The 25,610-nt window shown below is 38.3% G+C and carries 23 protein-coding genes, 1 riboswitch and 1 other annotated feature; of the genes, 15 read left to right on the top strand and 8 right to left on the bottom strand.

The annotated features are described in order from the left end of the window. Nucleotides 1-164: 164 nt before the first annotated feature. Nucleotides 165-282, top strand: a riboswitch (SAM riboswitch). Nucleotides 283-416: 134 nt separating this feature from the next. Further along, the gene (metK, locus tag MKZ18_RS18745; protein ID WP_025909521.1) at nt 417-1,619 is read left to right on the top strand and encodes a methionine adenosyltransferase; all 1,203 of its coding nucleotides are present in this window, start codon (nt 417-419) and stop codon (nt 1,617-1,619) included. 37 nt (nt 1,620-1,656) lie between these two features. Here metK and MKZ18_RS18740 read toward each other — a convergent pair whose 3' ends face one another. The 3 genes from MKZ18_RS18740 to MKZ18_RS18730 all read right to left on the bottom strand — a co-directional run bounded on the left by MKZ18_RS18740 (nt 1,657) and on the right by MKZ18_RS18730 (nt 4,116). Next, the gene (locus MKZ18_RS18740; protein ID WP_144593717.1) at nt 1,657-2,805 is read right to left on the bottom strand and encodes a glycosyltransferase family 4 protein; all 1,149 of its coding nucleotides are present in this window, start codon (nt 2,803-2,805) and stop codon (nt 1,657-1,659) included. A 20-nt stretch (nt 2,806-2,825) separates the two neighbouring features. Then, complete coding sequence (locus MKZ18_RS18735; protein WP_100346696.1) at nt 2,826-3,356, bottom strand: phosphatase PAP2 family protein; 531 nt, start codon at nt 3,354-3,356, stop codon at nt 2,826-2,828. Nucleotides 3,357-3,594: 238 nt separating this feature from the next. Next, nucleotides 3,595-4,116, bottom strand: a complete 522-nt coding sequence (locus MKZ18_RS18730; protein WP_025909518.1) for a gamma carbonic anhydrase — start codon at nt 4,114-4,116, stop codon at nt 3,595-3,597. 104 nt (nt 4,117-4,220) lie between these two features. On the opposite strand from MKZ18_RS18730, the gene MKZ18_RS18725 reads away from it, so the two are divergent. Together MKZ18_RS18725 and MKZ18_RS18720 are read left to right on the top strand one after the other, a co-directional pair. Beyond that, complete coding sequence (locus tag MKZ18_RS18725; RefSeq protein WP_025909517.1) at nt 4,221-4,997, top strand: alpha/beta fold hydrolase; 777 nt, start codon at nt 4,221-4,223, stop codon at nt 4,995-4,997. A gap of 31 nt (nt 4,998-5,028) precedes the next feature. Continuing rightward, nucleotides 5,029-6,087: a tetraprenyl-beta-curcumene synthase family protein gene (locus MKZ18_RS18720; protein ID WP_340842050.1), complete on the top strand. Its 1,059-nt coding sequence runs from the start codon at nt 5,029-5,031 to the stop codon at nt 6,085-6,087. Nucleotides 6,088-6,109: 22 nt separating this feature from the next. Here MKZ18_RS18720 and MKZ18_RS18715 read toward each other — a convergent pair whose 3' ends face one another. Beyond that, a complete protein-coding gene (locus tag MKZ18_RS18715) occupies nt 6,110-6,682 on the bottom strand; it encodes a tRNA (mnm(5)s(2)U34)-methyltransferase (RefSeq protein WP_061784923.1) in 573 nt (190 codons plus the stop codon). Further along, entirely contained in the window at nt 6,679-7,641 is a 963-nt protein-coding gene (locus MKZ18_RS18710; protein ID WP_340842052.1) for a TIGR01212 family radical SAM protein, read from the bottom strand. Before MKZ18_RS18710 ends, MKZ18_RS18715 begins: the two co-directional genes overlap by 4 nt. Before the next feature lie 194 nt (nt 7,642-7,835). Here MKZ18_RS18710 and MKZ18_RS18705 point away from each other — a divergent pair, with 194 nt between their 5' ends. From MKZ18_RS18705 to MKZ18_RS18675, 7 genes are all read left to right on the top strand, one after another. After that, complete coding sequence (locus tag MKZ18_RS18705) at nt 7,836-8,099, top strand: YtzC family protein (RefSeq protein ID WP_025909513.1); 264 nt, start codon at nt 7,836-7,838, stop codon at nt 8,097-8,099. Nucleotides 8,100-8,112: 13 nt separating this feature from the next. Beyond that, on the top strand, nt 8,113-8,268 hold the full coding sequence (locus MKZ18_RS18700) for a hypothetical protein (RefSeq protein ID WP_025909512.1): 156 nt from the start codon (nt 8,113-8,115) through the stop codon (nt 8,266-8,268). A 166-nt stretch (nt 8,269-8,434) separates the two neighbouring features. Next, entirely contained in the window at nt 8,435-9,631 is a 1,197-nt protein-coding gene (locus MKZ18_RS18695; RefSeq protein ID WP_062686755.1) for an MDR family MFS transporter, read from the top strand. A gap of 160 nt (nt 9,632-9,791) precedes the next feature. Beyond that, the gene (locus MKZ18_RS18690; RefSeq protein WP_025909509.1) at nt 9,792-11,114 is read left to right on the top strand and encodes a GntP family permease; all 1,323 of its coding nucleotides are present in this window, start codon (nt 9,792-9,794) and stop codon (nt 11,112-11,114) included. Nucleotides 11,115-11,305: 191 nt separating this feature from the next. After that, nucleotides 11,306-11,527 (top strand) — a binding site (T-box leader). A gap of 64 nt (nt 11,528-11,591) precedes the next feature. Continuing rightward, nucleotides 11,592-14,006, top strand: coding sequence for a leucine--tRNA ligase (gene leuS / locus MKZ18_RS18685; protein ID WP_163071044.1), 2,415 nt, complete (start codon nt 11,592-11,594; stop codon nt 14,004-14,006). Between the two features lie 115 nt (nt 14,007-14,121). Next, nucleotides 14,122-14,433, top strand: a complete 312-nt coding sequence (locus tag MKZ18_RS18680) for a rhodanese-like domain-containing protein (RefSeq protein ID WP_061785907.1) — start codon at nt 14,122-14,124, stop codon at nt 14,431-14,433. Between the two features lie 350 nt (nt 14,434-14,783). Continuing rightward, on the top strand, nt 14,784-14,963 hold the full coding sequence (locus tag MKZ18_RS18675) for a sporulation protein Cse60 (RefSeq protein ID WP_025909506.1): 180 nt from the start codon (nt 14,784-14,786) through the stop codon (nt 14,961-14,963). A gap of 4 nt (nt 14,964-14,967) precedes the next feature. Here MKZ18_RS18675 and MKZ18_RS18670 read toward each other — a convergent pair whose 3' ends face one another. Beyond that, nucleotides 14,968-16,242 carry an NAD(P)/FAD-dependent oxidoreductase gene (locus MKZ18_RS18670; RefSeq protein WP_025909505.1) on the bottom strand — a complete coding sequence of 425 codons (1,275 nt, stop codon included), beginning with the start codon at nt 16,240-16,242 and terminating at the stop codon, nt 14,968-14,970. Between the two features lie 206 nt (nt 16,243-16,448). On the opposite strand from MKZ18_RS18670, the gene MKZ18_RS18665 reads away from it, so the two are divergent. Then, complete coding sequence (locus MKZ18_RS18665) at nt 16,449-18,095, top strand: putative polysaccharide biosynthesis protein (RefSeq protein WP_025909504.1); 1,647 nt, start codon at nt 16,449-16,451, stop codon at nt 18,093-18,095. Between the two features lie 60 nt (nt 18,096-18,155). Further along, entirely contained in the window at nt 18,156-18,872 is a 717-nt protein-coding gene (locus MKZ18_RS18660) for a pseudouridine synthase (RefSeq protein WP_061785910.1), read from the top strand. Nucleotides 18,873-19,054: 182 nt separating this feature from the next. On the opposite strand, the gene MKZ18_RS18655 is transcribed toward MKZ18_RS18660, so the two are convergent. Continuing rightward, entirely contained in the window at nt 19,055-19,276 is a 222-nt protein-coding gene (locus MKZ18_RS18655; RefSeq protein WP_025909502.1) for a DeoR family transcriptional regulator, read from the bottom strand. Nucleotides 19,277-19,665: 389 nt separating this feature from the next. Here MKZ18_RS18655 and pepV point away from each other — a divergent pair, with 389 nt between their 5' ends. After that, on the top strand, nt 19,666-21,069 hold the full coding sequence (gene pepV / locus MKZ18_RS18650) for a dipeptidase PepV (protein ID WP_025909501.1): 1,404 nt from the start codon (nt 19,666-19,668) through the stop codon (nt 21,067-21,069). A 42-nt stretch (nt 21,070-21,111) separates the two neighbouring features. Here the strand turns inward: pepV and cysK are convergent, their stop codons facing one another. Then, a complete protein-coding gene (gene cysK / locus MKZ18_RS18645; RefSeq protein WP_076513443.1) occupies nt 21,112-22,047 on the bottom strand; it encodes a cysteine synthase A in 936 nt (311 codons plus the stop codon). A gap of 262 nt (nt 22,048-22,309) precedes the next feature. On the opposite strand from cysK, the gene MKZ18_RS18640 reads away from it, so the two are divergent. Together MKZ18_RS18640 and pulA are read left to right on the top strand one after the other, a co-directional pair. Further along, nucleotides 22,310-23,257 carry an NERD domain-containing protein gene (locus MKZ18_RS18640; RefSeq protein ID WP_025909499.1) on the top strand — a complete coding sequence of 316 codons (948 nt, stop codon included), beginning with the start codon at nt 22,310-22,312 and terminating at the stop codon, nt 23,255-23,257. A gap of 98 nt (nt 23,258-23,355) precedes the next feature. Next, entirely contained in the window at nt 23,356-25,500 is a 2,145-nt protein-coding gene (gene pulA / locus MKZ18_RS18635; RefSeq protein ID WP_341344591.1) for a type I pullulanase, read from the top strand. Nucleotides 25,501-25,610: the final 110 nt, after the last annotated feature.

The following is a 25,610-nucleotide window of genomic DNA, read 5'->3' as shown; positions in this document are numbered from 1 at the left end:
TTTTTTGTTTTAGAGAGCATAAAACGTTTTTGTGAGATGATCTTACTAGTGAAAGGTTTCTGTAAATAATAGGGGAGGAAAATACAACCTTTAAGTGATTTTCATAGGAATGTTATTGACATAACAGAGCATTTTCCTGTATGATATGTCCTTGAACGGATACTCTCTTATCCCGAGCTGGTGGAGGGACAGGCCCTATGAAACCCAGCAACCATCACCCATTTCCATAGAGGTGATAAGGTGCTAACCTGATGCAAGGGAATAAACCTTGATCGATAAGAGTGAAAGGCTTATGCAGAACTTGATACCTTTCCTCGATACAAGGAAAGGTTTTTTATATTGAAAAAATGTAAATGAACCACAATAAGGGAATGAGTACCGTATCACAATGTATCATATTTAAAGGAGGAAAACCGATGTCAACACAACGTCGTCTGTTTACGTCAGAATCTGTTACAGAGGGACATCCAGATAAAATTTGTGACCAAATTTCTGACTCAATTCTTGATGCTATTTTAGCTGAAGATCCAAATGCTCGTGTTGCTTGTGAAACAAGCGTAACAACTGGTTTAGTATTAGTAAGTGGTGAAATCACAACATCTACTTATGTAGATATTCAAAAAACAGTACGTGATACAATCAAAGAAATTGGTTATACGCGTGCAAAATATGGTTTTGATGCGGATACTTGTGGAGTAATCACAGCAATCGGTGAGCAATCTCCAGATATCGCTGCTGGTGTAGACCAAGCGTTAGAAGCTCGTGAAGGTTCAATGTCTGATGAAGAAATTGAAGCAATCGGAGCTGGTGACCAAGGTTTAATGTTTGGCTACGCTTGTAATGAAACAAAAGAATTAATGCCGTTACCAATTTCTTTAGCTCATAAGTTAGCGCGTCGCTTAACAGAAGTGCGTAAAGAAGAAATTTTACCTTACCTTCGTCCAGATGGTAAAACGCAAGTAACGGTTGAATATGATGAAAACAATCAACCAGTTCGTGTTGATACAATCGTTATCTCAACTCAGCATCATCCAGAAGTAACGTTAGAGCAAATTCAACGTAACTTAAAAGAATATGTAATCAATCCAGTTGTTCCACAAGAATTAATCGATGAGAACACGAAGTACTTCATTAACCCAACAGGACGTTTTGTAATTGGTGGTCCTCAAGGTGATGCAGGATTAACAGGTCGTAAAATTATCGTTGATACTTATGGTGGATATGCTCGTCACGGTGGTGGCGCATTCTCTGGTAAAGATGCAACAAAAGTTGACCGCTCAGCAGCATATGCAGCACGCTACGTTGCGAAAAATATTGTAGCTGCAGGATTAGCTGATCGTTGTGAAGTTCAGCTTGCATATGCCATTGGTGTAGCTCAGCCAGTTTCAATCTCTATTGATACATTTGGAACAGGTAAAGTAACTGAAGAAGTATTAGTTGAAGTAGTACGTAACAACTTTGATCTTCGTCCAGCTGGTATCATTAAAATGCTTGATTTAAGACGCCCAATTTATAAGCAAACAGCAGCATACGGTCACTTTGGTCGTACTGATGTTGAGCTTCCTTGGGAGTTCACTGATAAAGCAGAAGCTTTAAAAACTGAAGCTTTAGCTAAATAATGAAAAGTCGCTGTCTCAAAAGAGATAGCGACTTTTTTTATTGAACAAATTCTAACCCATTGTTTGATTTAGTAGTGACTGCTTCATAGCGAAGCAGTAATTGGTCAAAAATAGAATCCCAAGATTGCGTAAGAGCATAGCGACGAGCAGCGTCTCCAAACCTTAGTCGAAGCTGGGAGGACTCTAACAAAGTACAAATGGATTCAATAAATTCTTCAAGTGAATTCGGGGTGCAGAGGTAGCCATTCTTCTCATTGCTAACAATATGTTTTACTCCCCCTGCATTAGCAGCAATGACAGGCGTACCGCAGGACAATGCTTCTAATACAACGTTACCAAAGGTCTCCGTTTCAGAAGGAAATATGAATAGGTCGGAAGCTGCATATAGTTTAGCTAAACGCTCATGTTCTAAGAAGTCGATGAATGTAATGGATTCACCCGCTTCTTGCTGCAGCGCTTCCTTGCTAGGCCCACCTCCAACAATAAGCCACTGTACTTGGTGGCGTAAATGGTCGGGAAGTAAGCGAGATAGCTTTAATAAAAATGCTACGTTTTTTTCAGGAGATAAACGTCCAACATATGTTAAGATATAAGGCTTTTTTATATTGTATTTTATGCGGATATCAAATTTATCGTAGTAGGGATGAAATAAATGATGATCGACTCCTCTAGACCAGATAGATATAGATTTAAAGCCTTGATTTAAGAGCTGCTTTTTTGTTTCAAGAGAGGGAACAAAAATCTCTTCAAACGGTTCGTAAAACCATTTCATATATCTCCATAGAAGAGGGGATAAGTGTCCTAACTTGTAGCTTGGAAGATAGTGTTCAAAGTCAGTATGATGAGAACCAACTAAAGGAATACTAAGCTTTTTAGCCACATGAATGCCACTAAGTCCCATTGAAAAAGGAGTAGCAACGTGCATGATTGTAGGATTGAACTCCTTTATTTTTTTCTTCATCTTTATAACATTCGGTAAGGCAAACCGACATTGTGGATAAAGAAAGAATGGTATACTTAATGAATGATTAATGGATAATGGACTAAATGTGCGGGACGATGATTCAGGTGCAAAAACCTCATAGTCAATTCGTTGACGAGATAAATAATAAGTAAAGCGCTCTAATGTTTTTGCGACTCCGTTGATCTCAGGAGAAAACGTATCTGATATCAATGCAATCCTCATCCTACCACCTCCATTTTGATTTAGTAGAACAACTGTAGACCGATAATTCCAGAGAGTATACCTAACAACATGCCTGCAAATACGTCAGTAGGGTAATGGAGTCCTAAATAAATCCGCGAAACTCCTACTAAAAAAGCAAGTGGAAATAAAAATAAAATTGAAACAGGTACCGCAATCATGATAGGTGCTAGAAACGAAAAAATGGCTGTTGTATGTCCAGATGGAAATGAATGATCTTGTAAAGGATTATCCAATACTTTTGTTTCTTTTAATTGAAGGTAAGGACGTTTTCTTGGATAAATTTTTTTGGTAATCGCCACAGGGATATGGCTGATTGCTAGAGATAAAGCGCATGCGTAAGCAAGCGGTAAAGATGCACGATCAATACATAGCATGAGGAGTAGCGCTAGGCCAATCATTGAAGTTGCACCACCGATATGTGTAATCGTACGAAAAAAAGTGTTGAGAGGCTTGAAGTCGAAATGTTTATTCACAATTTGAAATAAGTGGCACTCCCAATCATAAACTTGACGAATTAGTTTTGTTCGCATATAGCAACCTCCTTTAAGCCCATTATGTTCATAGCTAAAGTAATCGGTGACGATGAAACGTTAAAAAATTATATGTTTTTGTTTCTCAACGAATGTATAGTCGCTATGTTATATTGTAAGAAATATTTGTAGAGCTAGTGCTAATATTGTGTAAAGAATGTGTGGATTTATTTAGTGCATACTAAGTAAGGCCGCTACACAAAAAAACAAGCAGTGGCATTGACCACTGCTTGTTGCATTAGCTGTTAATCGGGTTAATTGATTTATAATATTGTCCTTTTTCAACATACTGCGTGCGAATTCGGTTCATATCTTTTACATCTTCATCTGTTAATTCACGGACAACTTTAGCAGGGCGACCTAGTGCAAGTGTATGAGGTGGGATTTTTTTACCGGGTGGGACCAAGCTACCGGCTCCGATAAATGCACCTTCTCCAATTTCTGCTCCATCTAAAATAATTGAGCCCATTCCAACCAGCGCATTTTTGCGAATAAGTGCGCTATGTAAAATAACTTGATGGCCGATTGTTACATCATCTTCAATGATAAGCGGCAAATTAGGGCTTTGATGAAGTGTAGATTGTTCTTGAATATTGACACGCTTTCCAATAATAGTCGGTGAAACATCTCCGCGAATAACAGTATTAAACCAAATGCTACTTTCATCGCCAATCGTGACATCACCTGTAATCGTTACGTAATCAGCGATATAGCATGTGGGTGAAATAGCTGGTGTTTTTCCTTTATAAGGATAAATCATGCGTTCATCTCCTTTATTAGTTGAAAAAAGAGTAATAATCTTCTAATGTAAGTGTACATAGTTTTTTTAAACAGGTAAATAGCAAATGAAAGGGAGTAACTCAAATGCGTAAGTGGGAAACAGAAAATCCAAAAGGTGTGGTAGTCATTGTTCACGGCGCAGCTGAGCATCAAGGACGGTACCGCTGGCTAGTTGAAATGTGGCGTTCAGTCGGCATGAATGTTGTGATGGGGGATCTTCCTGGACAAGGTCTAACAACAAGAAGAAGAGGACATATCTTATCATTTGACGAATATGTACATGAAATTGAAAACTGGGTAAAAGAAGCACAAACTTATGATTTGCCTATTTTTTTATTAGGTCATAGCATGGGTGGGCTTGCCGTTATTCGAACGCTCCAGTTGAAGAACTTACCAATATGGGGAGCGATTTTATCATCGCCATGTCTAGGACTTAAAGAACAAGTTCCGGCTTATTTAGACGTTTTATCTAAAGGGTTAAATAAAGTAATGCCAACGAAACTGTTTGACTTAGGCTTAACTGTAGAGAAAGCAACGAGAAATCCAGAAGTAAGAGACGAAGACCAAAATGATTCATTGTATGTGACAAAAGTTTCCGTTAGGTGGTATCGTGAGCTTGTAGAAGCGATCAATATGGCATTTCGTGATATTGAAAAGATGCCTGATGTTCCACTTCTTGTTATGCAAGCGGGAGAGGATAAAATTATTGAAAAATTAATTGTAAAGCAATGGTTTGACGAAGTAGATCTAAGCGAAAAAATCTATAAAGAGTGGCCTCAGCTTTACCATGAAATTTTTAATGAGCCTGAACGAGACTATGTTTTCACATATGCAAATAGCTTTGTGAACCTTCATATTTGACGAAGCTTGAAACAACGGAGGTGGGGAACCTGTGAAGATACCGTCTCATCCCTTTTCTTTAATGGGGAAAATTTATCGAGGCATCATGCCAACTGTACATGAAGAGCTGAAACAGTGGCGTTTGAAAGCAGAAAAAATACCAACTATGGAACTGCGAACGCAAGCTTTAGATAGCATTGATACCAAAACCTTTCACTGTGAAGGAGGAGGTATACTGGCCATTTTGGCAAAAGAACAAATGAAAACCTGTATTCGCTTTATCGTTGCGTATCAGACCATTAGTGACTATTTAGACAACTTGTGTGATCGCAGCAATTCGCTCGATCCAAAAGATTTTGCAGCGCTCCATGAATCTATGCCAGACGCGTTAACACCTGGTGCACCATTAAAAGACTATTACCGTTATAGAGATGATAAAGATGACGGTGGGTATCTTAATGAGCTGGTTCTGACATGTCAACAGACGCTGGAAAAAGCACCTAAGTACGCTATTGTAGCGCCGTACTTGATTGAATTGGCTAATTATTATTGTGACTTACAGATACATAAACATGTAAAGATAGAAGAACGTGTACCTAGGCTTGAGAAGTGGTTTTCAGAGCATAAGGAGTCATTGCCATCGATGTCATGGTATGAATTTTCAGCATGTTCGGGTTCGACGCTCGGTATCTTTTGTTTAGCTGCGTATAGCTTTACAAAAGACTTTACAGTGCAACATGCAGAGCAAGTACGCAATGGTTACTTTCCTTATATTCAAGGGTTGCATATCTTGTTGGATTATTTAATCGATCAAGAGGAAGACGTTGAAGGAGGAGATCTAAACTTCTGCTTCTATTATCCTCATCATCAAGATATGATGAATCGATTTCTACATTTTGTCACAAAGTCTGGCGAGCATGCTCAACATTTACCAGATGCTCATTTTCACCGTTTTATTTACCAAGGTTTACTTGGTGTTTATTTATCAGATCAAAAAGTTCGGAGCCAAAAGGAAGTAGCTCGAAGCGCTAAAACACTTATAAAAGCAGGTGGGTCTTTGAGTTATTTCTTCTATGTCAACGGGCGATTATATCGAATGTTAAAAAGATAAGCTTTTGCCAAATGGCAAAAGCTTATCTTTTTTCAATGGCCACAATAAATGGCGGATTATTTTGTTGGTTTATAAACTGGTAGCGTAAAACATGAACGATTTGTTGGTCAAGATTCGATACATAATGAAGCACATCATCACGTTCTATCTGTCCTTGTTCATGTCCGTGATAAATAACAAGTACGATAATCCCCTCGGGTGCTAATAGTTCAATCAGCTGCTCAATCGCTTGAATGGTGGACGTTGAGAGAGTAACAATTTTTTTATTTCCACCCGGTAAGTATCCAAGATTGAAGATTGCACCTGTTAGGTTACCATGTAAATGAGTTGGAATATGGTTTTTTAAACGACTATGGCTATCTTTTATAAGAGTAACTTGTTGTTCAATCCCTTGTTTAGCCAATCGTTCAGACGTATTTTGAATTGCTTCATCTTGGATATCAAATCCGTATACATGTCCACTTGCACCCACTAATTTTGCTAAGAATGACGTGTCGTGACCGTTTCCAACGGTCGCATCAATGACCGTATCACCTTCGTTAACAGCACTTGTTAACAGCGTGCGAGCAAAAGGAAGAATGCGTTCAATTTTCATAATGCTGAAACACCCTTTGCAAAGAATTTTCCTTGGTAGCTACCTCGACGTTTGAGCTCTTGGTCAATTGTGTTTAATACATTCCATTTATCCACGCTCCACATCGGTCCAATCATCAAGTCAATTGGGCCATCTCCTGTAATGCGATGAACAATCATCTCTGGTGGTAAAATTTCAAGCTGGTTGCACACAAGGCTGATGTAATCATCAAATGATAAAAATTCGAGTAGGCCTTTCTCATACTGCTTCACCATTGGAGTGCCTTTTAATAAATGAAGTAAGTGAATCTTAATGCCTTGTACATTCATTTCTGCTACTTCCCTTGCAGTTTCCATCATCATATCTTGAGTTTCAAGAGGAAGGCCATTAATAATATGAGCACAAACGCGAATCCCATGCTTTCGAAGCTTTGCAACACCCTCTAAGTAACATGCATGGTCGTGTGCACGATTAATTAACGCAGAAGTACTCTCATGAATCGTTTGTAGCCCTAGCTCTACCCATAAATACGTACGTTCGTTGAGTTCTGATAAATACTCAACTACGTCATCTGGTAAGCAATCTGGGCGGGTAGCAATGGATAATCCGACAACGCCTGGTAATGCTAAAACTTCTTCATATTTTTGGCGTAATTCTTCGACTGGTGCATGTGTATTTGTGAATGCTTGGAAGTAAGCAATATATTTTCCGTCTTTCCACTTATGGTGCATCTTTTCTTTTATCTTGTTAAATTGTGTAGTCAAGCTTTCAGTGCGATTTCCAGCAAAATCTCCAGATCCCGCAGCGCTACAAAAGGTACATCCACCGTATGCAACGGTTCCGTCTCGATTAGGACAGTCAAATCCGCCGTCTAACGCCACTTTAAATACTTTATGACCAAAGTGTTGTCTTAAATGGTAGTTCCATGTGTGATAACGTTTATCCTCCGCTTTATATGGAAATGGGTTTTCTTGACTCAAGTCAATACCCTCCTTTATCTATGTACAGTACGTGTCTTAAATACAACATCAAATTGTATCAGAAAAAAAGAAAAGTTCCAAAGGCAATGTGAAATTCTATATTTTACAAATGATTTTTTCTAGAGATATGTCGTAAATTTGTCCAAAGATGAGCAAAATACATCTGAAACTAAAGAGTGTGGAGGGAGATAATCATGGCAACACGTCAATCAGTAGATAAGCTTCTTCAGCAATGTGAAGATGCGCTTCGATATGCGCAAAGTCAATTATCTGAAGGCATGAAACAAGAACATTATAATGATACAGAATATACAAAAGCACAGCTTGGCCTTGAAAATGCATATAAAGAACTTGAAGAGCTTGCTCATAGCGCAAATGATCAACAGCGTGAACAGCTTTATCGCATGCGCCTTCAAATTCAGCAAACGCAAAATCAAATGATCCTAACTGAACATTAAGGGGGAAATAGCGATGGCTACTCGTTCAAATCAGAATAATCCAGAGCAAAAGACAAAAGATGGAATCAATAATAACGATATTGAAGTAGGTAAAGATTTCGATCCAGTAAAAGAGTTAAAGGCTCGTAACAGCAAGCGTGCACAGCCCGATAAATCAAAAACAAAATAAGGTAAAAGCGCGAAAGCATTTGCTTTCGCGCTCTTTTTTAATAGAAAGTTAATTGAAAACATTTTTAATTAACTTTCTATATGCTAACTCATTGCGAAATAAAGTAGAAAGGACTAGAATGTACGTTGGCTTTAAAAGTTCTCAACAGTTGAAAGGAGAAATAGATATGCCAAAGTCATTATGGTTTTTAATCATTGGAATGTTAGTAAACGTTACGGGCGCTTCGTTTTTATGGCCTTTAAATACAATTTATATACATGATCATCTCGGTAAATCATTATCCGTAGCAGGCTTTGTTTTAATGTTAAATGCTGGTGCTAGCGTAATTGGTAATCTTATTGGAGGTACCTTGTTTGATAAAATAGGAGGGTATAAATCCATTTTATCAGGTATTGTTATCACCTTGATAGCATTGGTTGGGTTAGTGTTTTTTCACGATTGGCCTACATACGTTGTGTTACTTGTCATCGTTGGTTTTGGCTCGGGAATTGTATTTCCATCTATGTACGCAATGGCTGGAACGGTTTGGCCAGAAGGTGGACGTAAGTCCTTTAATGCCATTTACGTAGCTCAAAATGCAGGGGTAGCAATTGGTGCAGCTCTTGGAGGAATTGTAGCTTCTTATTCATTTACCTATATCTTCTTAGCAAACACGTTACTGTACGTGGTTTTTTTATTGATTGCACTTTTCACGTACAAGAACATTTCAGTTACGGGTTCAGCCCAAACGAGTGTATTGCAAGAAGCTAAGGGGATTAAAAATCACTATAAGCTGATTGCTTTATTAACTTTATGTGTGGGCTATTTGCTGTGCTGGATGGCGTATGTACAGTGGCAAACAACAATTGCTACGCATACATTAGAGCTTAATATCCCATTATCTCAGTACAGCATGCTTTGGACAATTAATGGCATTTTAATCGTTGCAGCACAGCCGTTTATTGTACCAGTCGTACAAAAGTTTGCGAAGACGTTAAAAGTGCAAATTATGATTGGTACGGCAATCTTTATTGCATCTTTTATTATTGTTTTGCAGGCAACTACATTTGTAGACTTTTTAATTGCGATGATTGTCTTAACGATTGGAGAAATGTTTGTTTGGCCTGCAGTTCCAGCAGTAGCAAACGAATTAGCGCCAAAAGGTAGAGAAGGATTCTATCAAGGCATTGTAAATAGTACGGCTACGGGTGGCAGAATGATTGGTCCTGTTTTCGGTGGGATGATGGTGGATCATTTTGATGTTTCTGTGCTCGTGTATAGCTTAATTGCTTTTCTATTCTTAACATTTTTCACAACATGGTTTTATGATTTGAGAATAAAAGAACAATCTACAAAGCGTTATCAAGTAACGGTTTCAAAATAAATTAAAAAGCTGAAAAGCGATGCCAGACGGCGTCGCTTTTTTGTTCCATAAAACCTGGTATGTCTCAATGGTTTGTCTAATAAGATAGTAGAAGTCAAAAGGGAGGAGGTTGTTTTCCACTTGATTGTAAACGCTTTCTAAGATAAAGGGGGAAGAAAACGTGCTTAGTATGATTGGGTTAATCGGTGGTTTAGTCTTGCTTATTGTGCTTACTATGAGAGGAATGAACTTATTAATAGCAGGACCTTTAAGTGCTTTAGTAGTAGCTTTAACAAGTGGAATGCCTTTGTTTCCGCAGCTTGTTAAAGAAGGTGAAGTGAACTTTGTTGGTAACTATATGTCAGGATTTACGGGCTTTGTGACGTCTTGGTATTTAATGTTCTTACTTGGAGCAATCTTTGGAAAAGTGATGGAAGATAGCGGTGCTGCTGATAGCGTTTCAAAATGGATTGTTGAAAAGCTCGGTATGAAAAGAGCTGTATTAGCCATTGTTTTAGCCTGTGCTGTATTAACTTATGGTGGAGTCAGCTTGTTTGTCGTAGCTTTTTCTGTGTATCCCATGGCGGTAAGTTTGTTTAAGCAAGCTAACCTACCACGACGCTTTATTCCAGCTGCTCTTGCTTTTGGCTCTGTTACGTTTACAATGACTTCAGCTGGTTCACCTGAAATTCAAAACTGGATTCCAATTGATTATTTGAATACATCGCCTTATGCAGGTTGGGAAGTAAGTTTAATTGTGGCGGTATTAATGGCAGTGTTTGGCTATTGGTGGTTGAAGAAAATTATTACAAAAGCAGTGCAAAATGGTGAGCACTTTGTTGAGAGAGAGACGGACCCAAAAATGGAGAAAGGAAGAGAGTTACCTCATCCATTGCTTAGTTTAATTCCTTTAGTTGTCGTTCTTATTTGTTCATTTGTATTCCATAATTCATTGATGCAATCAGCTCTTATCATTGCGCTATTAAGTGGAATCATTGCTACGTATGTATTAAACCGTCGTTACTTTAAAGACTTCTGGGGAGCACTATCTGAAGGAACACTTGGTGCTTTAATTGCAATTGGAAATACGGCAGCTGTTGTTGGATTTGGCGGAGTAGCAAAGGCAGCTCCTGCTTTTAATGTCGCTGTTGAAGCGATGACCAGTATTCCGGGCAGTCCGTTAATTGGAGGCGCCATTGCAGTAAGCGTTATCGCAGGGATGACCGGATCGGCATCCGGTGGCCAAGCGATTGCTTTACCTCTCTTAGCACCACATTATATGGACGCAGGTGTTAATCCTGAGGCACTTCATCGAGTTGTGGCCATTTCATCTGGCGTGTTGGACTCACTTCCCCATAATGGATATGTTGTAACTACAATTAACTCTATTTGTGGTGAAACACATAAAGATGCCTATGGCTCCGTGGCAGCTATGACTGTCGTTGTTCCGCTCGTAGGGTTAGCGATAGCTATTGCCCTCTTTACGTTTGGAGTAGGTATTTAAAGAGTAAGATGTTCAGCACATGGACATTTTAGCCGTTTGTGTGCTGAATGTTTGGATATTTCTTAAAAAAATGGGCATTATGTATGTTTTTAAGAGATTTGTTTATAAATAAGAAGAGAAACTTTGATAAAATGGTGTGAACAACTTGCAGTTTAATCACATATTATTTACAATACAAGGTAGTTACTATATGAAAAGCATTGAGAAGGAATAGTAGTGAGCGATACGAGCAAAGAGAGTTGACGGTTGGTGGGAGTCAACAAACGACCGTTCATGAACTCACCTTTGAGCTGTAAATGTGAACGAAGTAGCATTTATCGTCATCCGCGTTAAGGAAAATGAGTGAGTACATACATAATTTGTGCTAATGTGGGTGGTACCGCGGGAAGTTTATTCAACCTCTCGTCCCTTTCTTAAGGGATGAGGGGTTTTTTATAGTTCTAACACCATTGTCTTAAAATAGAAGGAGGAGTATTCATGGCCTTTAACCATAAGCAAATTGAGAAGAAGTGGCAACAGGTTTGGGAAGAAAATCAGACATTTAAAACGACTGAAGATAAAGGAAAGCGTAAATTTTATGCGCTAGATATGTTTCCATATCCATCTGGAGCTGGCCTACATGTAGGGCATCCAGAAGGGTATACAGCAACAGATATTTTATCTCGTATGAAGCGTATGCAGGGATATAACGTACTTCATCCAATGGGATGGGACGCGTTCGGTTTACCAGCAGAGCAGTATGCGTTAGATACAGGAAATGACCCAGCGCACTTCACAGAGCAAAACATTAACAACTTCCGTCGCCAAATTAAATCTCTAGGTTTCTCATACGACTGGGAGCGTGAGATTAATACAACAGATCCAAGCTACTATAAATGGACGCAGTGGATTTTCTTAAAGTTATACGAAAAAGGATTAGCGTATATTGATGAAGTTGCGGTAAACTGGTGTCCAGCTCTTGGAACAGTATTAGCAAATGAAGAAGTTATTGATGGTAAAAGTGAACGTGGAGGTCACCCAGTAGAGCGACGTCCAATGAAGCAGTGGATGTTAAAAATTACTGCTTATGCAGATCGATTACTAGAGGATTTAGAAGAATTAGATTGGCCAGAGAGTATTAAAGAAATGCAGCGCAATTGGATTGGTCGCTCTGAAGGGGCGCATGTTCACTTTACAATTGATGGGCATGATGAAACGTTTACGGTGTTCACTACGCGTCCAGATACGCTTTTTGGCGCAACGTATGCCGTGTTAGCACCAGAGCATCCATTTGTTGATAAAATCACAACAGCTGAGCAAAAAGCAGCAGTAGATGCCTATATTGAGAAAATTAAAAGCAAAAGTGATTTAGAGCGTACAGATTTAGCGAAAGATAAAACAGGTGTATTTACGGGAGCTTATGCGATTAACCCAGTAAATGGCGAAAAAATGCCAATCTGGATTGCAGATTACGTATTAATGAGTTACGGAACAGGTGCAATCATGGCAGTTCCAGCTCACGATGAGCGTGACTATGAATTTGCTGTTAAATTTGAACTTCCAATTAAGGAAGTTGTAGCGGGAGGAGACGTTTCGAAAGAAGCGTACACAGGAGATGGCGAACACGTTAACTCTGACTTCTTAAACGGCTTAAATAAAGAAGAAGCAATTGAGAATATGATTGCTTGGCTAGAAACAAACAAAAAAGGTGAAAAACAAGTTACGTATCGTTTACGCGACTGGTTGTTTAGCCGCCAGCGCTATTGGGGAGAACCAATTCCAGTAATTCATTGGGAAGATGGTACAACAACGCCTGTTTCAGAAAGCGAGCTTCCATTAGTACTTCCGAAAACAACGGAAATTAAGCCGTCAGGTACTGGTGAATCACCATTAGCAAACATTGATGAATTTGTAAACGTAGTAGACCCAGAAACAGGTAAAAAAGGTCGTCGTGAAACAAACACGATGCCACAATGGGCTGGAAGCTGCTGGTACTACTTACGCTACATCGATCCAAAGAATGAAGATGCATTGGCTGACGCAGAAAAGCTAAAAGAATGGTTACCGGTTGATATTTACATTGGTGGTGCAGAGCATGCCGTTCTTCATTTATTATATGCTCGCTTCTGGCACAAGTTCTTATATGATATTGGAGTAGTACCGACAAAAGAACCTTTCCAAAAGTTATTTAACCAAGGAATGATTCTTGGCGAAAACAATGAGAAGATGAGTAAGTCAAAAGGTAACGTTGTTAACCCTGATGAGATTGTTGAGAGTCACGGTGCAGATACGCTTCGTCTATATGAAATGTTCATGGGACCTTTAGATGCGTCTATTGCATGGTCAACAAAAGGATTAGACGGAGCAAGACGTTTCATCGATCGCGTATGGCGTTTGCTAATGGATGACAACGGTGAGCTAAGCAATAAAGTACAGGAAAGCGATGATAAAACATTAGAGCGTGTATATCACCAAACGGTGAAGAAGGTAACAGAAGATTATGAAGCTCTTCGTTTTAATACAGCAATCTCACAATTAATGGTGTTTATCAACGACGCATATAAAGTCGATGTTCTTCCAAAACAATACGTGGAAGGCATCGTGAAATTACTTGCACCAATTTGTCCACACGTTACAGAAGAGCTGTGGAATAAGCTTGGCTACGAAGAAACAATCTCGTATGAGGCTTGGCCTGCTTTTGATGAAGCAAAATTAGTAGATGATGAAGTTGAAATTGTTGTTCAAGTGAACGGTAAAGTACGTGCAAAGCTAAACGTTCCAGCTGAAGCATCACGTGAACAGCTTCAAGATATCGCAATGGCAAATGAAAACGTGCAAGAGCAAATCGAAGGCAAGACTGTCCGAAAAGTGATTGCTGTACCAGGGAAATTAGTAAACATTGTAGCGAACTAATGATAGAAGTCTGAGGCAAGAGCCTCAGGCTTTTTTCATGTAAGTAGAATTTCATTTATCACTTTTGTTACAATAATAACATGGGAACGAATACATAATGAGAGGGTTGAAAAAGATGGAACAAGTAAAAGAAATTACAACAGAAGAGCTAAAGAAACGTTTGGAGCAAAATGAAGAACTTGAGCTAGTAGATGTTCGCGAAGATGAAGAAGTAGAAGAAGGCATTATTCCAGGAGCAAAACATATTCGTATGAATGATATTCCTGCACATATTGATGCCTTTGATAAGGATAAAGAATATATCTTTATCTGTCGCTCAGGGCGTCGTAGCGAGAACGTATGCTACTACTTACAAGAGCAAGGGTATAAAGTACGCAACATGGTTGGCGGTATGCTTGAGTGGGAAGGCGAAACAACTAAAAAGTAAATAAAAAAGATGAGACATAAGTATTTTAGCTAACGAGATATCCGAACTATTGGAAGGTAACGACTTTTGATAGTTTGGGTATCTTTTTCTTCATTCCTAAAATAAGTTAAAAAACTTAGTGGAACGGAGCGGAGGACACGCATCTGCGGCGCAATAGAACGAACTGGTGGTTCCAGCCTGACTACTTTAGAAAAGGTATAATTCATCTTTGAGAAAGAATCATTTGTTTTTATTCCAGACTCTTTTTTATTCAACGTATAAATTTTATAAGAATGTCTATAGTGATTGATACATATGTTAATAGAAATGTCCAAGCAGTGATAATCATGGGATGAAAGTGGTGTCGCGGTGTGGTTCAGGTAAAAGTGTTTGATAAAGAGCATGAAAAAGATTTAGAAGTAGCTCTAAATCGCTTTTTGAAAAAAATTGATGATGAGGATATTGTGGACATTAAGTATCAAGTTACAGTAGATGTGGACCGAGATGAACAAGTATACTGTTTTTCAGCAATGGTCATATATAAAGCCTAGCGCATTAATGCGCTAGGCTTTTGGCATACTCTCCAGCATTTGCTCCAGCAAGTCTTCCAGTTACTAAAGCCGACGTAATATTATAACCACCTGTATATCCATGAATATCTAGAATTTCACCGCAAAAGTAGAGGCCACTCATGAATTTTGAAGACATTTCTTTTGGATGCACCTCTTTTACCGATACGCCTCCACCTGTTACAAAGGCTTTTTCAAGAGATAACGTTCCATTTACAGAAAACGTAAATTGTTTCAGAAGACTAACAAATTCGCGAAGTCGATCATGTGAAATTTGTCCAGCAAGTTCTTGTTCTTCAATATGCGAAGCTTGAAACAAAAATAATAAATAGCGCTCGGGCACAAACCCTTTTAACACATTTTTAATTGCTTTTTTTGGTTCTTCTTTTAAAAGAGCTACGACTTTTTGAAAGAGATTTTCTTCATTTATGTCTGGAAACGAATCAATCATCATTTGAACAGTCTTTGTTTTTTGTTTTTTAAGTTCTTTGACAACATATTGACTGCAGCGCAATACCGCGGGTCCAGAAATTCCAAAGTGTGTAAAAATCATATCCATTCGATGAGTAATCACAGGCTTGCCTTTCTTGTTTAGTACGCTTAATCCAACGCTACGTAAAGATAAACCTTGCAATGTCTTGTCTCGAATAAATGATTCACTTGAAGTGACGGGAACTTCGGTGGGATAAAGTTCTGTAATGGTATGTCCCGCTGCTTCCGCCCAAGCATAGCCATCGCCTGTAGAACCGGTATGAGGAACAGACTTTCCTCCAACAGCTAAAATGACTGCCTTGGCTTGGATTACTTCACCCGTCTCTAGCTGCACTTCTTTTACTGCATTGTTCTCATATGCGACTTTTCTTACAGGCGTATTTGTGCGTACATGAACGTTTAAACGCTTTAATTCACCAATGAGTGCATCAACGACTGATTGTGCTTTATTTGACACGGGAAACATGCGTCCGTGATCCTCTTCCTTTAAAGCAATCCCGAGGTTTTCAAAAAATCTGATGATATCTTCATTATTAAAAATCGAAAATGCACTATATAAAAAGCGTCCGTTTCCTGGAATGTGCTTAATAATTTCATCGATTGGGAGTCGGTTCGTAACATTACAGCGTCCACCACCCGAAATAGCTAACTTTCGACCGAGCTTTGTTCCTTTATCTACTAATAGTACCTTTGCGCCTTTTTCACCGGCTGCAATCGATGCCATCAAACCAGAAGGTCCTCCTCCGATTACGATTACATCATAAATCATATCTCCACCAACCTGTCTATTTTATAAAATTTGAGTTTGTTCACTGACAAATGAAGAAACTTTGGATAAAATGGGCTATAGTCTTGTTTTTTTCTAGCTGCTAGCAGCAGTTAACATTAAAGCATGTCTGAAATAAAACTGCAACTTGATTCCTTTTTATTCTATCACTATTATCAAAGTGTAACATTACGTATCGGAGGAAGCTTATGTCTGATTCAAAGCTATTACGAGGAACATTTGTGTTAACGTTAGGAACCTATATTTCTCGCATATTAGGAATGATTTATATTTTTCCATTTGCAACGCTCGTTGGAGCTGTAGGTGGAGCGCTGTTTGGATATGGATATAACCAATATGCCATTTATCTAAGTATTGCAACGGCAGGGATGCCGATGGCTGTTTCAAAATTCGTATCTAAATATAACGCAATGGGTGATTACTATACGAGTAGGAGAATGTATCGTGCAGGTCTTAAGCTTATGCTTGTCACAGGGGTTTTATCTTTTCTCTTACTTTATTCTTTATCTCCTTTTATTGCGGATTTAACACTAGGAGGAGCCGATTTAGATAACTCGTTAGAAGACGTTGTCATGGTTATGCGCATGGTGAGCGTGGCGCTTCTTGTCGTACCTATTATGAGTTTAATGCGAGGATTTTTCCAAGGACACCAGTCTATGGGGCCAACTGCTGTTTCACAAGTTATTGAACAGTTTGTCCGCGTTGTCTTCTTACTCGCTTCTACGTACATCGTGTTAAAAGTTGTCGGAGGAAGTTTAGCCTTAGCGGTTGGATTTGCAACAATGGGTGCATTTGTAGGGGCGCTTGGTGGACTAGCTGTCTTGTTATGGTATTGGAAAAAACGAAAACCTCATTTAGACAAAATGGTACAAGAGCAAAAAGTTACGCCAACGCGTATTTCAACGGTTTCTATTTTTAAAGAGTTGTTTACGTATTCTATTCCTTATGTATTTGTAGGGCTTGCAATTCCCCTTTATCAGTATGTTGATCAATTTACATTTAACCGTACAATGGTTGCTGCTGGTCAAAAAGAAATTGCAGAAACGATGAATGGGATTGTGCAGTCGTATGTACCAAAGCTTGTAATGATTCCTGTTTCATTAGCGACAGCGTTTGGATTAACACTCGTTCCAACCATTACACGTTCATTTGTGAATCAAGATTACACGGCTCTTCAAAAACAGATTGACCAAACGTATCAAACGATTATGTTTTTAGTATTACCGGCATCAGTTGGGTTGATGGCTTTAGCGGGTCCAGCCTATGGAACATTCTTTGGTATAGAAGATATTAAAGCTGGTGGAACAGTTCTATTAGCTTATGCGCCGGTTGCGTTATTGTTTTCATTTTTCACTGTGAATGCTGCGATTTTACAAGGTGTGAATAAACAAAAATACGCGGTAATCAGTTTAGCATTTGGTCTAATTGTGAAAATTATTTGTAACGTACCATTTATTTATCTATTTCATGAGCTAGGTTCAATTTTAGCAACGGCTCTTGGTTATCTTGTATCTATTGCGTATACATTTTATCTCATTAAAAAGCATGCGAATTATGATTACCATGCGTTTATCAAACGTACAGTGTTAATCTTTATCTTCGTTGCAATTATGGGGTTAAGCGTTAAGTTGCTTTCCTTTATTTTAGGCTTCTTCTTAGCGTATGATCAAAGCCGCATCGCTGCTGTGGTGATCACCTTTATTGGAGCAGGGGTCGGAGGGATTGTATACGGTGTAGCAACGTACCGTTCGACATTACTAGAGCGAGTAATGGGCAAACGAATTATAAACATAATTGAACGAAAAATTTTGCGCCGTCGTCCAGCAAACGGTTAATGAGAAAGTGACTCATTCAATGAGTCACTTTCTTTTCGGATATAAACTGAGGAGGATTTTATGAGATTAGATAAGTTATTAGCTAATATGGGATATGGTAGTCGAAAAGAAGTAAAAGGGTTATTAAAAACAGGAGCAATAAAAGTGAATGGTAAAGTGGTCAAAGATGCTAAGCTACACGTGAATCCGGAAACTGACGAAGTGTCCGTTCACGGAGAAATCATTGAATACAAAGAATTTATTTATTTGATGATGAATAAGCCTCAAGGGGTGATTTCTGCTACAGAAGATCATCAACATGAAACAGTTGTTGATTTATTAGAAATTGACGACGCCATTTATAATCCTTTTCCAGTCGGAAGACTAGATAAAGATACGGAAGGATTACTGCTATTAACAAACGATGGACAGCTTGCTCATCAGCTGCTCTCACCCAAAAAGCATGTTCCAAAAACCTATTTTGCGACTATTAATATGAAAGTAACTGAGGAAGATGTCGAAGCATTCAGAAAAGGGGTTACATTAGATGACGGATATGTCACGAAACCCGCAGAGTTAACCATTTTAAAAAGCGGTGAATCATCTGAAATTGAGCTAACCATTGTTGAAGGGAAATTTCATCAGGTGAAGCGTATGTTTGAATCAAGAGGAAAGAAAGTCACGTATTTAAAACGAATTTCCATGGGAGCTTTGCCGCTAGATGAAGAGTTAGAACTGGGGGAATACCGAGAGCTAACAGAAGAAGAATTAAGCGCATTAAAAGATAAAAAAGAATAAGAGGCGAAAGAAAAAGGAACCTGTACATAAATTGGTTCCTTTTTGTTCACTCTACGCAAGTGAAACAATTCACGTTTAAATGCACTGAGGTAAAATCAGGCACTTAAAGATACTCAACACACAAGGCGAAAAAGTATGAGGAATCTTTATCTCTGTATATAAATACTTACCTTTGAAACTTACTAGGATGAAATCTTGACCTTCTTCTCTGTCGTCGTCCACGTACCACGACTTGGACTATGAACTAAATCATTGTATGCTAATACATTTAAATCACGCTGAATAGTTCTAGGGGTGATACCAAACTCATCAACAAGCTCTTGAGTAGTGACAGTTCCCTTTTTACTAATGAACATATAAACGGATTTGATACGCGTTAGCATTCGATTAGTTGAAGGTTTCAAAAAACCACTTCCTTATTCGTTTTTCGTAAGGCACAACTTCTTTATAACTTTGAGATGTCAAGCACTATTTAAGTCCTCAGTTATATTGTACACAAAAAATCATAAAAAATAAAAGGATAAAGCTTAATTTAATAATAAATTTACAAAAATTGTGATAAATGAGATAAATATGTACTTTTTTGGCAGGTCTCCTTTCCTAAGTTATACATTATTTTTTAATGTATGCGAAATATAACAAAATAGACCTATTCAAGCATAAATTTAGAGAAAAGGTTACAACCCTTTACCCTTTTTCTAGCTAATTAAACACCTTAGAAGCTTTTTGAAAATAGGTGTGATAAAGTGGAAATAGTACAAATTGAATACTTCTACAATAATGGAGGATAACTATGGAAGCTATCAATTGGATGGAAGAAGTTAAAAAAAGAGAAAGCAATATCTTGGAAGAAACGAAGCGCTTTTTACAAATTAAAAGCGTCCTTGAAGAATCTGTAAAAGAAGATGAGCCATTTGGAGAAGGAGTAGCTAAAGCTCTTCATTTTTTATTAGATAAAGGAAATGATGATGGTTTTACGACTAAGAACGTAGATGGTTATGCAGGACATATTGAATTGGGAGAAGGAAAAGAATTAATAGGAATTTTATGTCACGTTGATGTCGTACCTGAAGGTGATGGTTGGTCTGTTGATCCATACGGTGCGGAAATTAAGGACGGAAAAATCTTTGCTCGCGGAGCGATTGATGATAAGGGACCAACAATAGCTGCTTATTACGCTATGAAAATTGTTAAAGAGCTAGGATTGCCGCTTTCTAAACGCGTACGTATGATTATCGGAACAGATGAAGAAAGCGATTGGAGGTGTGTAGATCACTACTTTAAACATGAAGAAATGCCAACGATGGGCTTTGCTCCAGATGCTGACTTTCCTATCATTTACGCAGAAAAAGGGATTACCGATGTAGAGTTACACCAACAGCCGATTCAAGGCACAGATGGCGACTATGTACTAACATCGTTTGAATCTGGTCGTCGTTATAATATGGTACCTGACTATGCAAAAGCAGTTCTTACTGTAAAAGAAGAAGCAAACCTCGAAAAAACGTATGAGAAGTTCTTAAATAAACATCATGTAAAAGGTACAGTTGAAGTCAACAGCAACAAATATACCCTTACCTTAGAAGGGGTATCGGCCCACGGAAGTGTTCCTCAAAAAGGGAAAAATGCCGGGGTGTTGTTAGCAAGCTTTCTACATGAATTAGCATTAAATGAACAAGCAAGACAGTTCGTTACATATGTTAATCACTATTTTGTAGAGGATACAATTGGTGAAAGAATCGGTTTGCATATTCGAGACGATGTAACAGGTGATTTGACTGTAAACGTTGGTATTTTATCTTACACTCATGAGAAGGCTGGACAAATTGGTTTAAACATTCGGTACCCAGTTGCCGCTAGTATTGATACTATTATTTCTACAATTAAGAAGCAAAGTGAGACATATCAAATTTCTGTTAAGCATTTTTCAGATTCAAAACCGCATCATGTCGATCAAAAGCATAAGCTCATCCAAACGTTACAGCAAGTCTACCAAGAACAAACGGGAGAGGAACCAACGCTTATTTCCATTGGCGGAGGTACGTATGCACGAGCGCTAGAGGCCGGAGTAGCATTTGGTCCACTATTCCCTGGAAGAGAAGAAGTAGCTCATGAAAAAGATGAATATATGGTGGTCGAAGATCTATTGAAAGCAACAGCCATTTATGCACAAGCTATTTATGAGTTAGCTAAGTAAACGAAAAAGACGCTCAGCAGCATGAGCGCCTTTTTTGGTTTATTAGGAATCAAAAGAGAATAAATCGCTTGATAAGTAGCGTTCACCTGTATCACAGGCGATGCACACAACGACTTGGTCGGGGCTTAGCTTTTTAGCTACTTCAATGGCAGCATAGCAAGCTGCACCAGAGGATGGACCAACTAAAATCCCTTCTTCAGCTGCAAGTCTACGCGTAATATCATATGCTTCTTCATCTTTAATCTTTAAAATTTCATCATACACATTCACATTTAACGTATCAGGGATAAAGCCAGGGCTTGTTCCTACAAGTTTATGCTTTCCTGGTTTTCCACCTGATAAAACAGGAGAGCCAGCAGGTTCTACTACATGAACACTCATGTTTGGATAGCGCTCTTTTAGTACTTCACCAGTCCCTGTAATTGTGCCACCAGTTCCGGCTGTAGCAACAAATGCAGCCAATTCTTTATTTAAATCATCCATTGCTTCAATAATTTCTTTTGCCGTGGTGTGGCGGTGTGCGTCTGGATTAGCTCCGTTTTTAAACTGCATTGGCATAAAAGCATTTGGAATTTCTTTTGTTAATTCTTCAGCTTTACGAATAGCACCTGGCATTTTTTCATCTCCTGGTGTTAGCACAACTTCAGCCCCGTAAGCTTTTAATAAGTTAATACGTTCTTGCGTCATAGTATCTGGCATAACAAGAATTGAGCGATATCCTCTTGCAGCAGCATTCATAGCTAAGCCAATTCCAGTGTTGCCACTCGTTGGCTCAATTATAGTTGAATTTGGTTTTAAAAGGCCTGCTTCTTCAGCTTTAACAATCATATTAAAAGCAGCGCGATCTTTTACGCTTCTGCTGGGGTTGAAGAATTCTAGCTTTAAATAAACGGATGCACCGTCAGCTGGCTGAAGACGATTCAATTTAACAAGTGGAGTATCTCCTATTAAATCTGCCATGTTGTTAACAACTTTCATTTTAACCATCCTTTGCATCGATAGAATTAATGATCTTTTTTATCCTAGTATAGACAATAATAGCGTACAACTACACTTTTATCGCCGTAAAAAGAAGTGTTTTTTCTATCATAACATAATCTATCGCATTAGTAGGATAAAAGGGCTTAAGCTTACGGTTTCACTAAAAAGCTTTAATTACTAGTGGTATCTTTCTTTTAATGTTAGTAAAATTGAACAATAAAAACAATCTGGTATTTTTTAACGAGGAGAATGATTTGATATGGCGCAACTTATTAAGATACAAGACTATCTTTCACGCTATGAGCGAGATTTGTATCACTATTCCTCTCAATTTACACGCGTGAAACAACACAATTGGGAGAAAGCAAAGGATTATTTCTATAACGGAGAGGAAGAGGTTCAGTTAGATGATATAGACGAATCGCCGACTTCAGAACCATCGCTTTTTCGAAAGGTAAAATCCTTTTTTAAAAAAGATGAAGTAGCCGAAACAGATAAAGAATACATGGAGGTAGAAATAGAAAAAGAAGCAGAAGAAAACTTTGATGCCGAAAATCTCACTGCGTTTGTGACAGAACCTAAAAGCCTACAAGACCTAAAGGTATTGTTTTTAGAAAACGTTTTTCAAATGCAAATGAGGTGGGCGACGTCGACCTTATTTGAGCTTTCAAATGCAGATAAGCGATACTTTTATGATGAAAAGCTTCAATACTTTTTAAAAAGCTTTCCTGATACTTTTCTACTTATGTATAAGCCTGTCTTTTTAGTGAAAAAAGCGCCTGTTGAAGCAGAGGTTATTTTAATTACGCCTACTGAAACAATTTGTATTGCAATGGTTGAAGGGAAAAATGGCTCTGTTTTTCAGTATTCAAAAGAAAATTTTTGGACAGAGTTAATAGGGAAAGATAAAAAGAAAGTGTTAAATCCCGTGCTTGGGTTGAATAGAACAGAGCAACTCGTCAAAAGCCTTTATCAATCTCATAATATTGACCGACCTATTCGTAAAATATTACTGAGTCGCAATGGTTTCTTTGACTCTCCAACAGAACCGTATCAAATTGATTTTATTGATAAGCGGAACTATGAAGAATGGTTCTATAATTTAAGGCGTTTATCAGCACCCTTAAAATTCAATCAGCTTCAGGCAGCAGAGGCACTTTTAAAGCATAGTCAAAGCATTTATTTTGATCGAAGTGAGAATGAATAATTTTGATGTGAAATTTAGTATTTATCTAATAGAAAGTGCTTTCATTTCTCCAATTTGAACATATAATGCTCATAATAAGTTATGTAGGAGGAGAACAGATGGCTTATGATAATCAAAAATTTGAAGCATATTTAGATAAGATGGATATGGTTACCGTTCTTGTTCCTAAATCTTACTACGATGGAGAAGTGAATTCACTTTGTTTAATGAGAGATGGCCAATCGCTTTCTTTAAAGCTAAAGGATAGAAAAGTATTACATGAGGCTATAAAATATGAATGCTACTGTCAAATAAAAATAGAGATTGGTGAAGAGTATCAAGTGGTAGAAGAACGTGGTGCCAAAGCAGATTTAAAGATAGGAGCTGTCATTCGCACTCCTGAATTCGATGATGCTTTTTTTTACAATGAATCGGACTTGGGTGTGGTTTTTACCAAGCAACATATTCAGCTGAAATTATGGGCACCGACTGCTACAGATGTGAAGGTAAAGCTTATCAATCCTAAAACGTTAAATAAAGAATATATTGGCATGGCTCGTATGAAAAAGGGAGTGTGGACAGCGATTTGTGGCCTTGAAAAAGAAGGGCATCACTATAGCTATGAGGTAACGGTCAACGGTGTTACGAGAGAAGCTGTTGATCCGTATGCAATAGCAGCATCAGCAAACAGTGAATACGGTGTGTTGGTGAATTTACACAAAACTAAGCAGCCGCCTGTGAAAAAGGCTCCGCTTCAAAAGCCCACGGATGCTATTATTTATGAAGTCCATATTCGTGATTTTACCATTCATCCTTCCAGTAACGCGTCCAATAAAGGAACATATGCAGGATTCACTGAGTCGTCAACAGAAAGCGGTGTAACAACAGGGTTAGCTTACTTAAAGGAACTTGGTATTACACATTTGGAGCTCCTACCCGTTAATGACTTTGATGGCGTAGATGAACTGAAGCCTTTAGATACCTATAATTGGGGCTACAACCCACTCCTATTTAATGTGCCGGAAGGTAGCTATTCTTTGGAGCCAACAAATCCTATAGCTCGTATTCTAGAGCTAAAGCAACTTATTCGAGCGGTTCATGAGAATGACCTACGTGTTATACTCGATGTTGTCTATAACCATGTATATGTAAGGGAAGACTCTTCTTTTGAAAAGATTGTTCCAGGATATTACTTCCGGCATGATCAATTTGGAATGCCGTCCAATGGAACAGGTGTAGGAAATGATTTTGCTTCTGAGCGTAAGATGGCGCGTAAATTTATCGTTGACTCCGTCTTGTTTTGGGTCAAAGAATATGATGTTGATGGCTTTCGTTTTGATTTAATGGGAATTTTAGATATTGAAACGATGAATACGATTCGACAAAAGCTGTTTGAATATGATTCATCCATTTTGCTGTTTGGTGAAGGGTGGGATCTAAATACCCCTTTATCTTCAGAGCAAAAAGCAACAATCTATAACTCTGATAAAGTCCCACATATTGGATTCTTTAATGATCGTTTTCGAGATTTTATCAAGGGAAGTACTTTTAACATCTATGATAAAGGTTTTATTTGTGGCAACACCCATCGAGTTGACGAAGTAAAGCAAGTAATGGCTGGCAGTGTTTCTTATCAAAAAGGAGAGAAGTATTTATTTGTTCAGCCTACCTCTTCGATAAACTATGTAGAATCACACGATAATCACACGCTGTGGGATAAATTGAGTAAGTGTAATTCACATGAGGAGAAACAAATTTTGCAAAAAAGGCAAAAGCTTGCAAGTGCAATGGTGTTATTAGCTCAAGGCATTCCTTTTCTACATGCAGGACAAGAATTTTATCGAACAAAACAAGGTGTTGAAAATAGCTATCGCTCACCGGATAGCATCAATCAATTTGATTGGGAGCAGCGGAAAATCTATAACAAGGATATAAAGTGGCTACAAGCAGTGATTCAGCTAAGAAAAGCGCACGGCGCATTTCGCTTTCATACAACCGAGCGAATTCGTAAGCATATGAAGTTCTTAGAATCGGTGCCAGAAATAGTTGCGTATGCTCTTGCCAATGTAGAAAAATACGGACCATGGAAGGATATCATTGTCGCGTTTAACCAAGACACATCAACTCATTATATTAACTTGCCACAGGGGAGTTGGAACGTCGTAATCGATGGAGAAAGCGCTTATCAGTATCCATTTCCAAAAGCCCTTTCAGGCGAAGCAGCGGTTCCTGCGGTTGGCGTTTTAGCATTATTTAAAACATAAGTGCTATTCTGCTACTTGACGAGAAAAGCGGGAAGAGGATAAAATTTATGAAGGATAGCTATTGGTATATGTCCGCAATAGCTGTCTTTTTTATTTAATAAAACAAATAC

It is taken from the genome of Priestia sp. FSL W8-0001, from assembly GCF_038050335.1.
GTDB lineage: Bacteria > Bacillota > Bacilli > Bacillales > Bacillaceae_H > Priestia > Priestia flexa.
Note: the sequence above shows the minus strand (reverse complement) of the source record. Positions and strands in the feature narration are given on the sequence as shown.

Bases quoted from the DNA above. Each gene is read 5' to 3' on its own strand.
- MKZ18_RS18670 (WP_025909505.1), bottom strand. From the start codon at position 16,242: ATGATTTATGATGTAATCGTAATCGGAGGAGGACCTTCTGGTTTGATG.
- MKZ18_RS18725 (WP_025909517.1), top strand. From the start codon at position 4,221: ATGCGTAAGTGGGAAACAGAAAATCCAAAAGGTGTGGTAGTCATTGTT.
- MKZ18_RS18700 (WP_025909512.1), top strand. From the start codon at position 8,113: ATGGCTACTCGTTCAAATCAGAATAATCCAGAGCAAAAGACAAAAGAT.
- pulA (WP_341344591.1), top strand. From the start codon at position 23,356: ATGGCTTATGATAATCAAAAATTTGAAGCATATTTAGATAAGATGGAT.
- MKZ18_RS18665 (WP_025909504.1), top strand. From the start codon at position 16,449: ATGTCTGATTCAAAGCTATTACGAGGAACATTTGTGTTAACGTTAGGA.
- leuS (WP_163071044.1), top strand. From the start codon at position 11,592: ATGGCCTTTAACCATAAGCAAATTGAGAAGAAGTGGCAACAGGTTTGG.
- MKZ18_RS18680 (WP_061785907.1), top strand. From the start codon at position 14,122: ATGGAACAAGTAAAAGAAATTACAACAGAAGAGCTAAAGAAACGTTTG.
- metK (WP_025909521.1), top strand. From the start codon at position 417: ATGTCAACACAACGTCGTCTGTTTACGTCAGAATCTGTTACAGAGGGA.
- MKZ18_RS18695 (WP_062686755.1), top strand. From the start codon at position 8,435: ATGCCAAAGTCATTATGGTTTTTAATCATTGGAATGTTAGTAAACGTT.
- MKZ18_RS18730 (WP_025909518.1), bottom strand. From the start codon at position 4,116: ATGATTTATCCTTATAAAGGAAAAACACCAGCTATTTCACCCACATGC.
- MKZ18_RS18740 (WP_144593717.1), bottom strand. From the start codon at position 2,805: ATGAGGATTGCATTGATATCAGATACGTTTTCTCCTGAGATCAACGGA.
- MKZ18_RS18660 (WP_061785910.1), top strand. From the start codon at position 18,156: ATGAGATTAGATAAGTTATTAGCTAATATGGGATATGGTAGTCGAAAA.
- MKZ18_RS18715 (WP_061784923.1), bottom strand. From the start codon at position 6,682: ATGAAAATTGAACGCATTCTTCCTTTTGCTCGCACGCTGTTAACAAGT.
- pepV (WP_025909501.1), top strand. From the start codon at position 19,666: ATGGAAGCTATCAATTGGATGGAAGAAGTTAAAAAAAGAGAAAGCAAT.
- cysK (WP_076513443.1), bottom strand. From the start codon at position 22,047: ATGAAAGTTGTTAACAACATGGCAGATTTAATAGGAGATACTCCACTT.
- MKZ18_RS18735 (WP_100346696.1), bottom strand. From the start codon at position 3,356: ATGCGAACAAAACTAATTCGTCAAGTTTATGATTGGGAGTGCCACTTA.
- MKZ18_RS18705 (WP_025909513.1), top strand. From the start codon at position 7,836: ATGGCAACACGTCAATCAGTAGATAAGCTTCTTCAGCAATGTGAAGAT.
- MKZ18_RS18640 (WP_025909499.1), top strand. From the start codon at position 22,310: ATGGCGCAACTTATTAAGATACAAGACTATCTTTCACGCTATGAGCGA.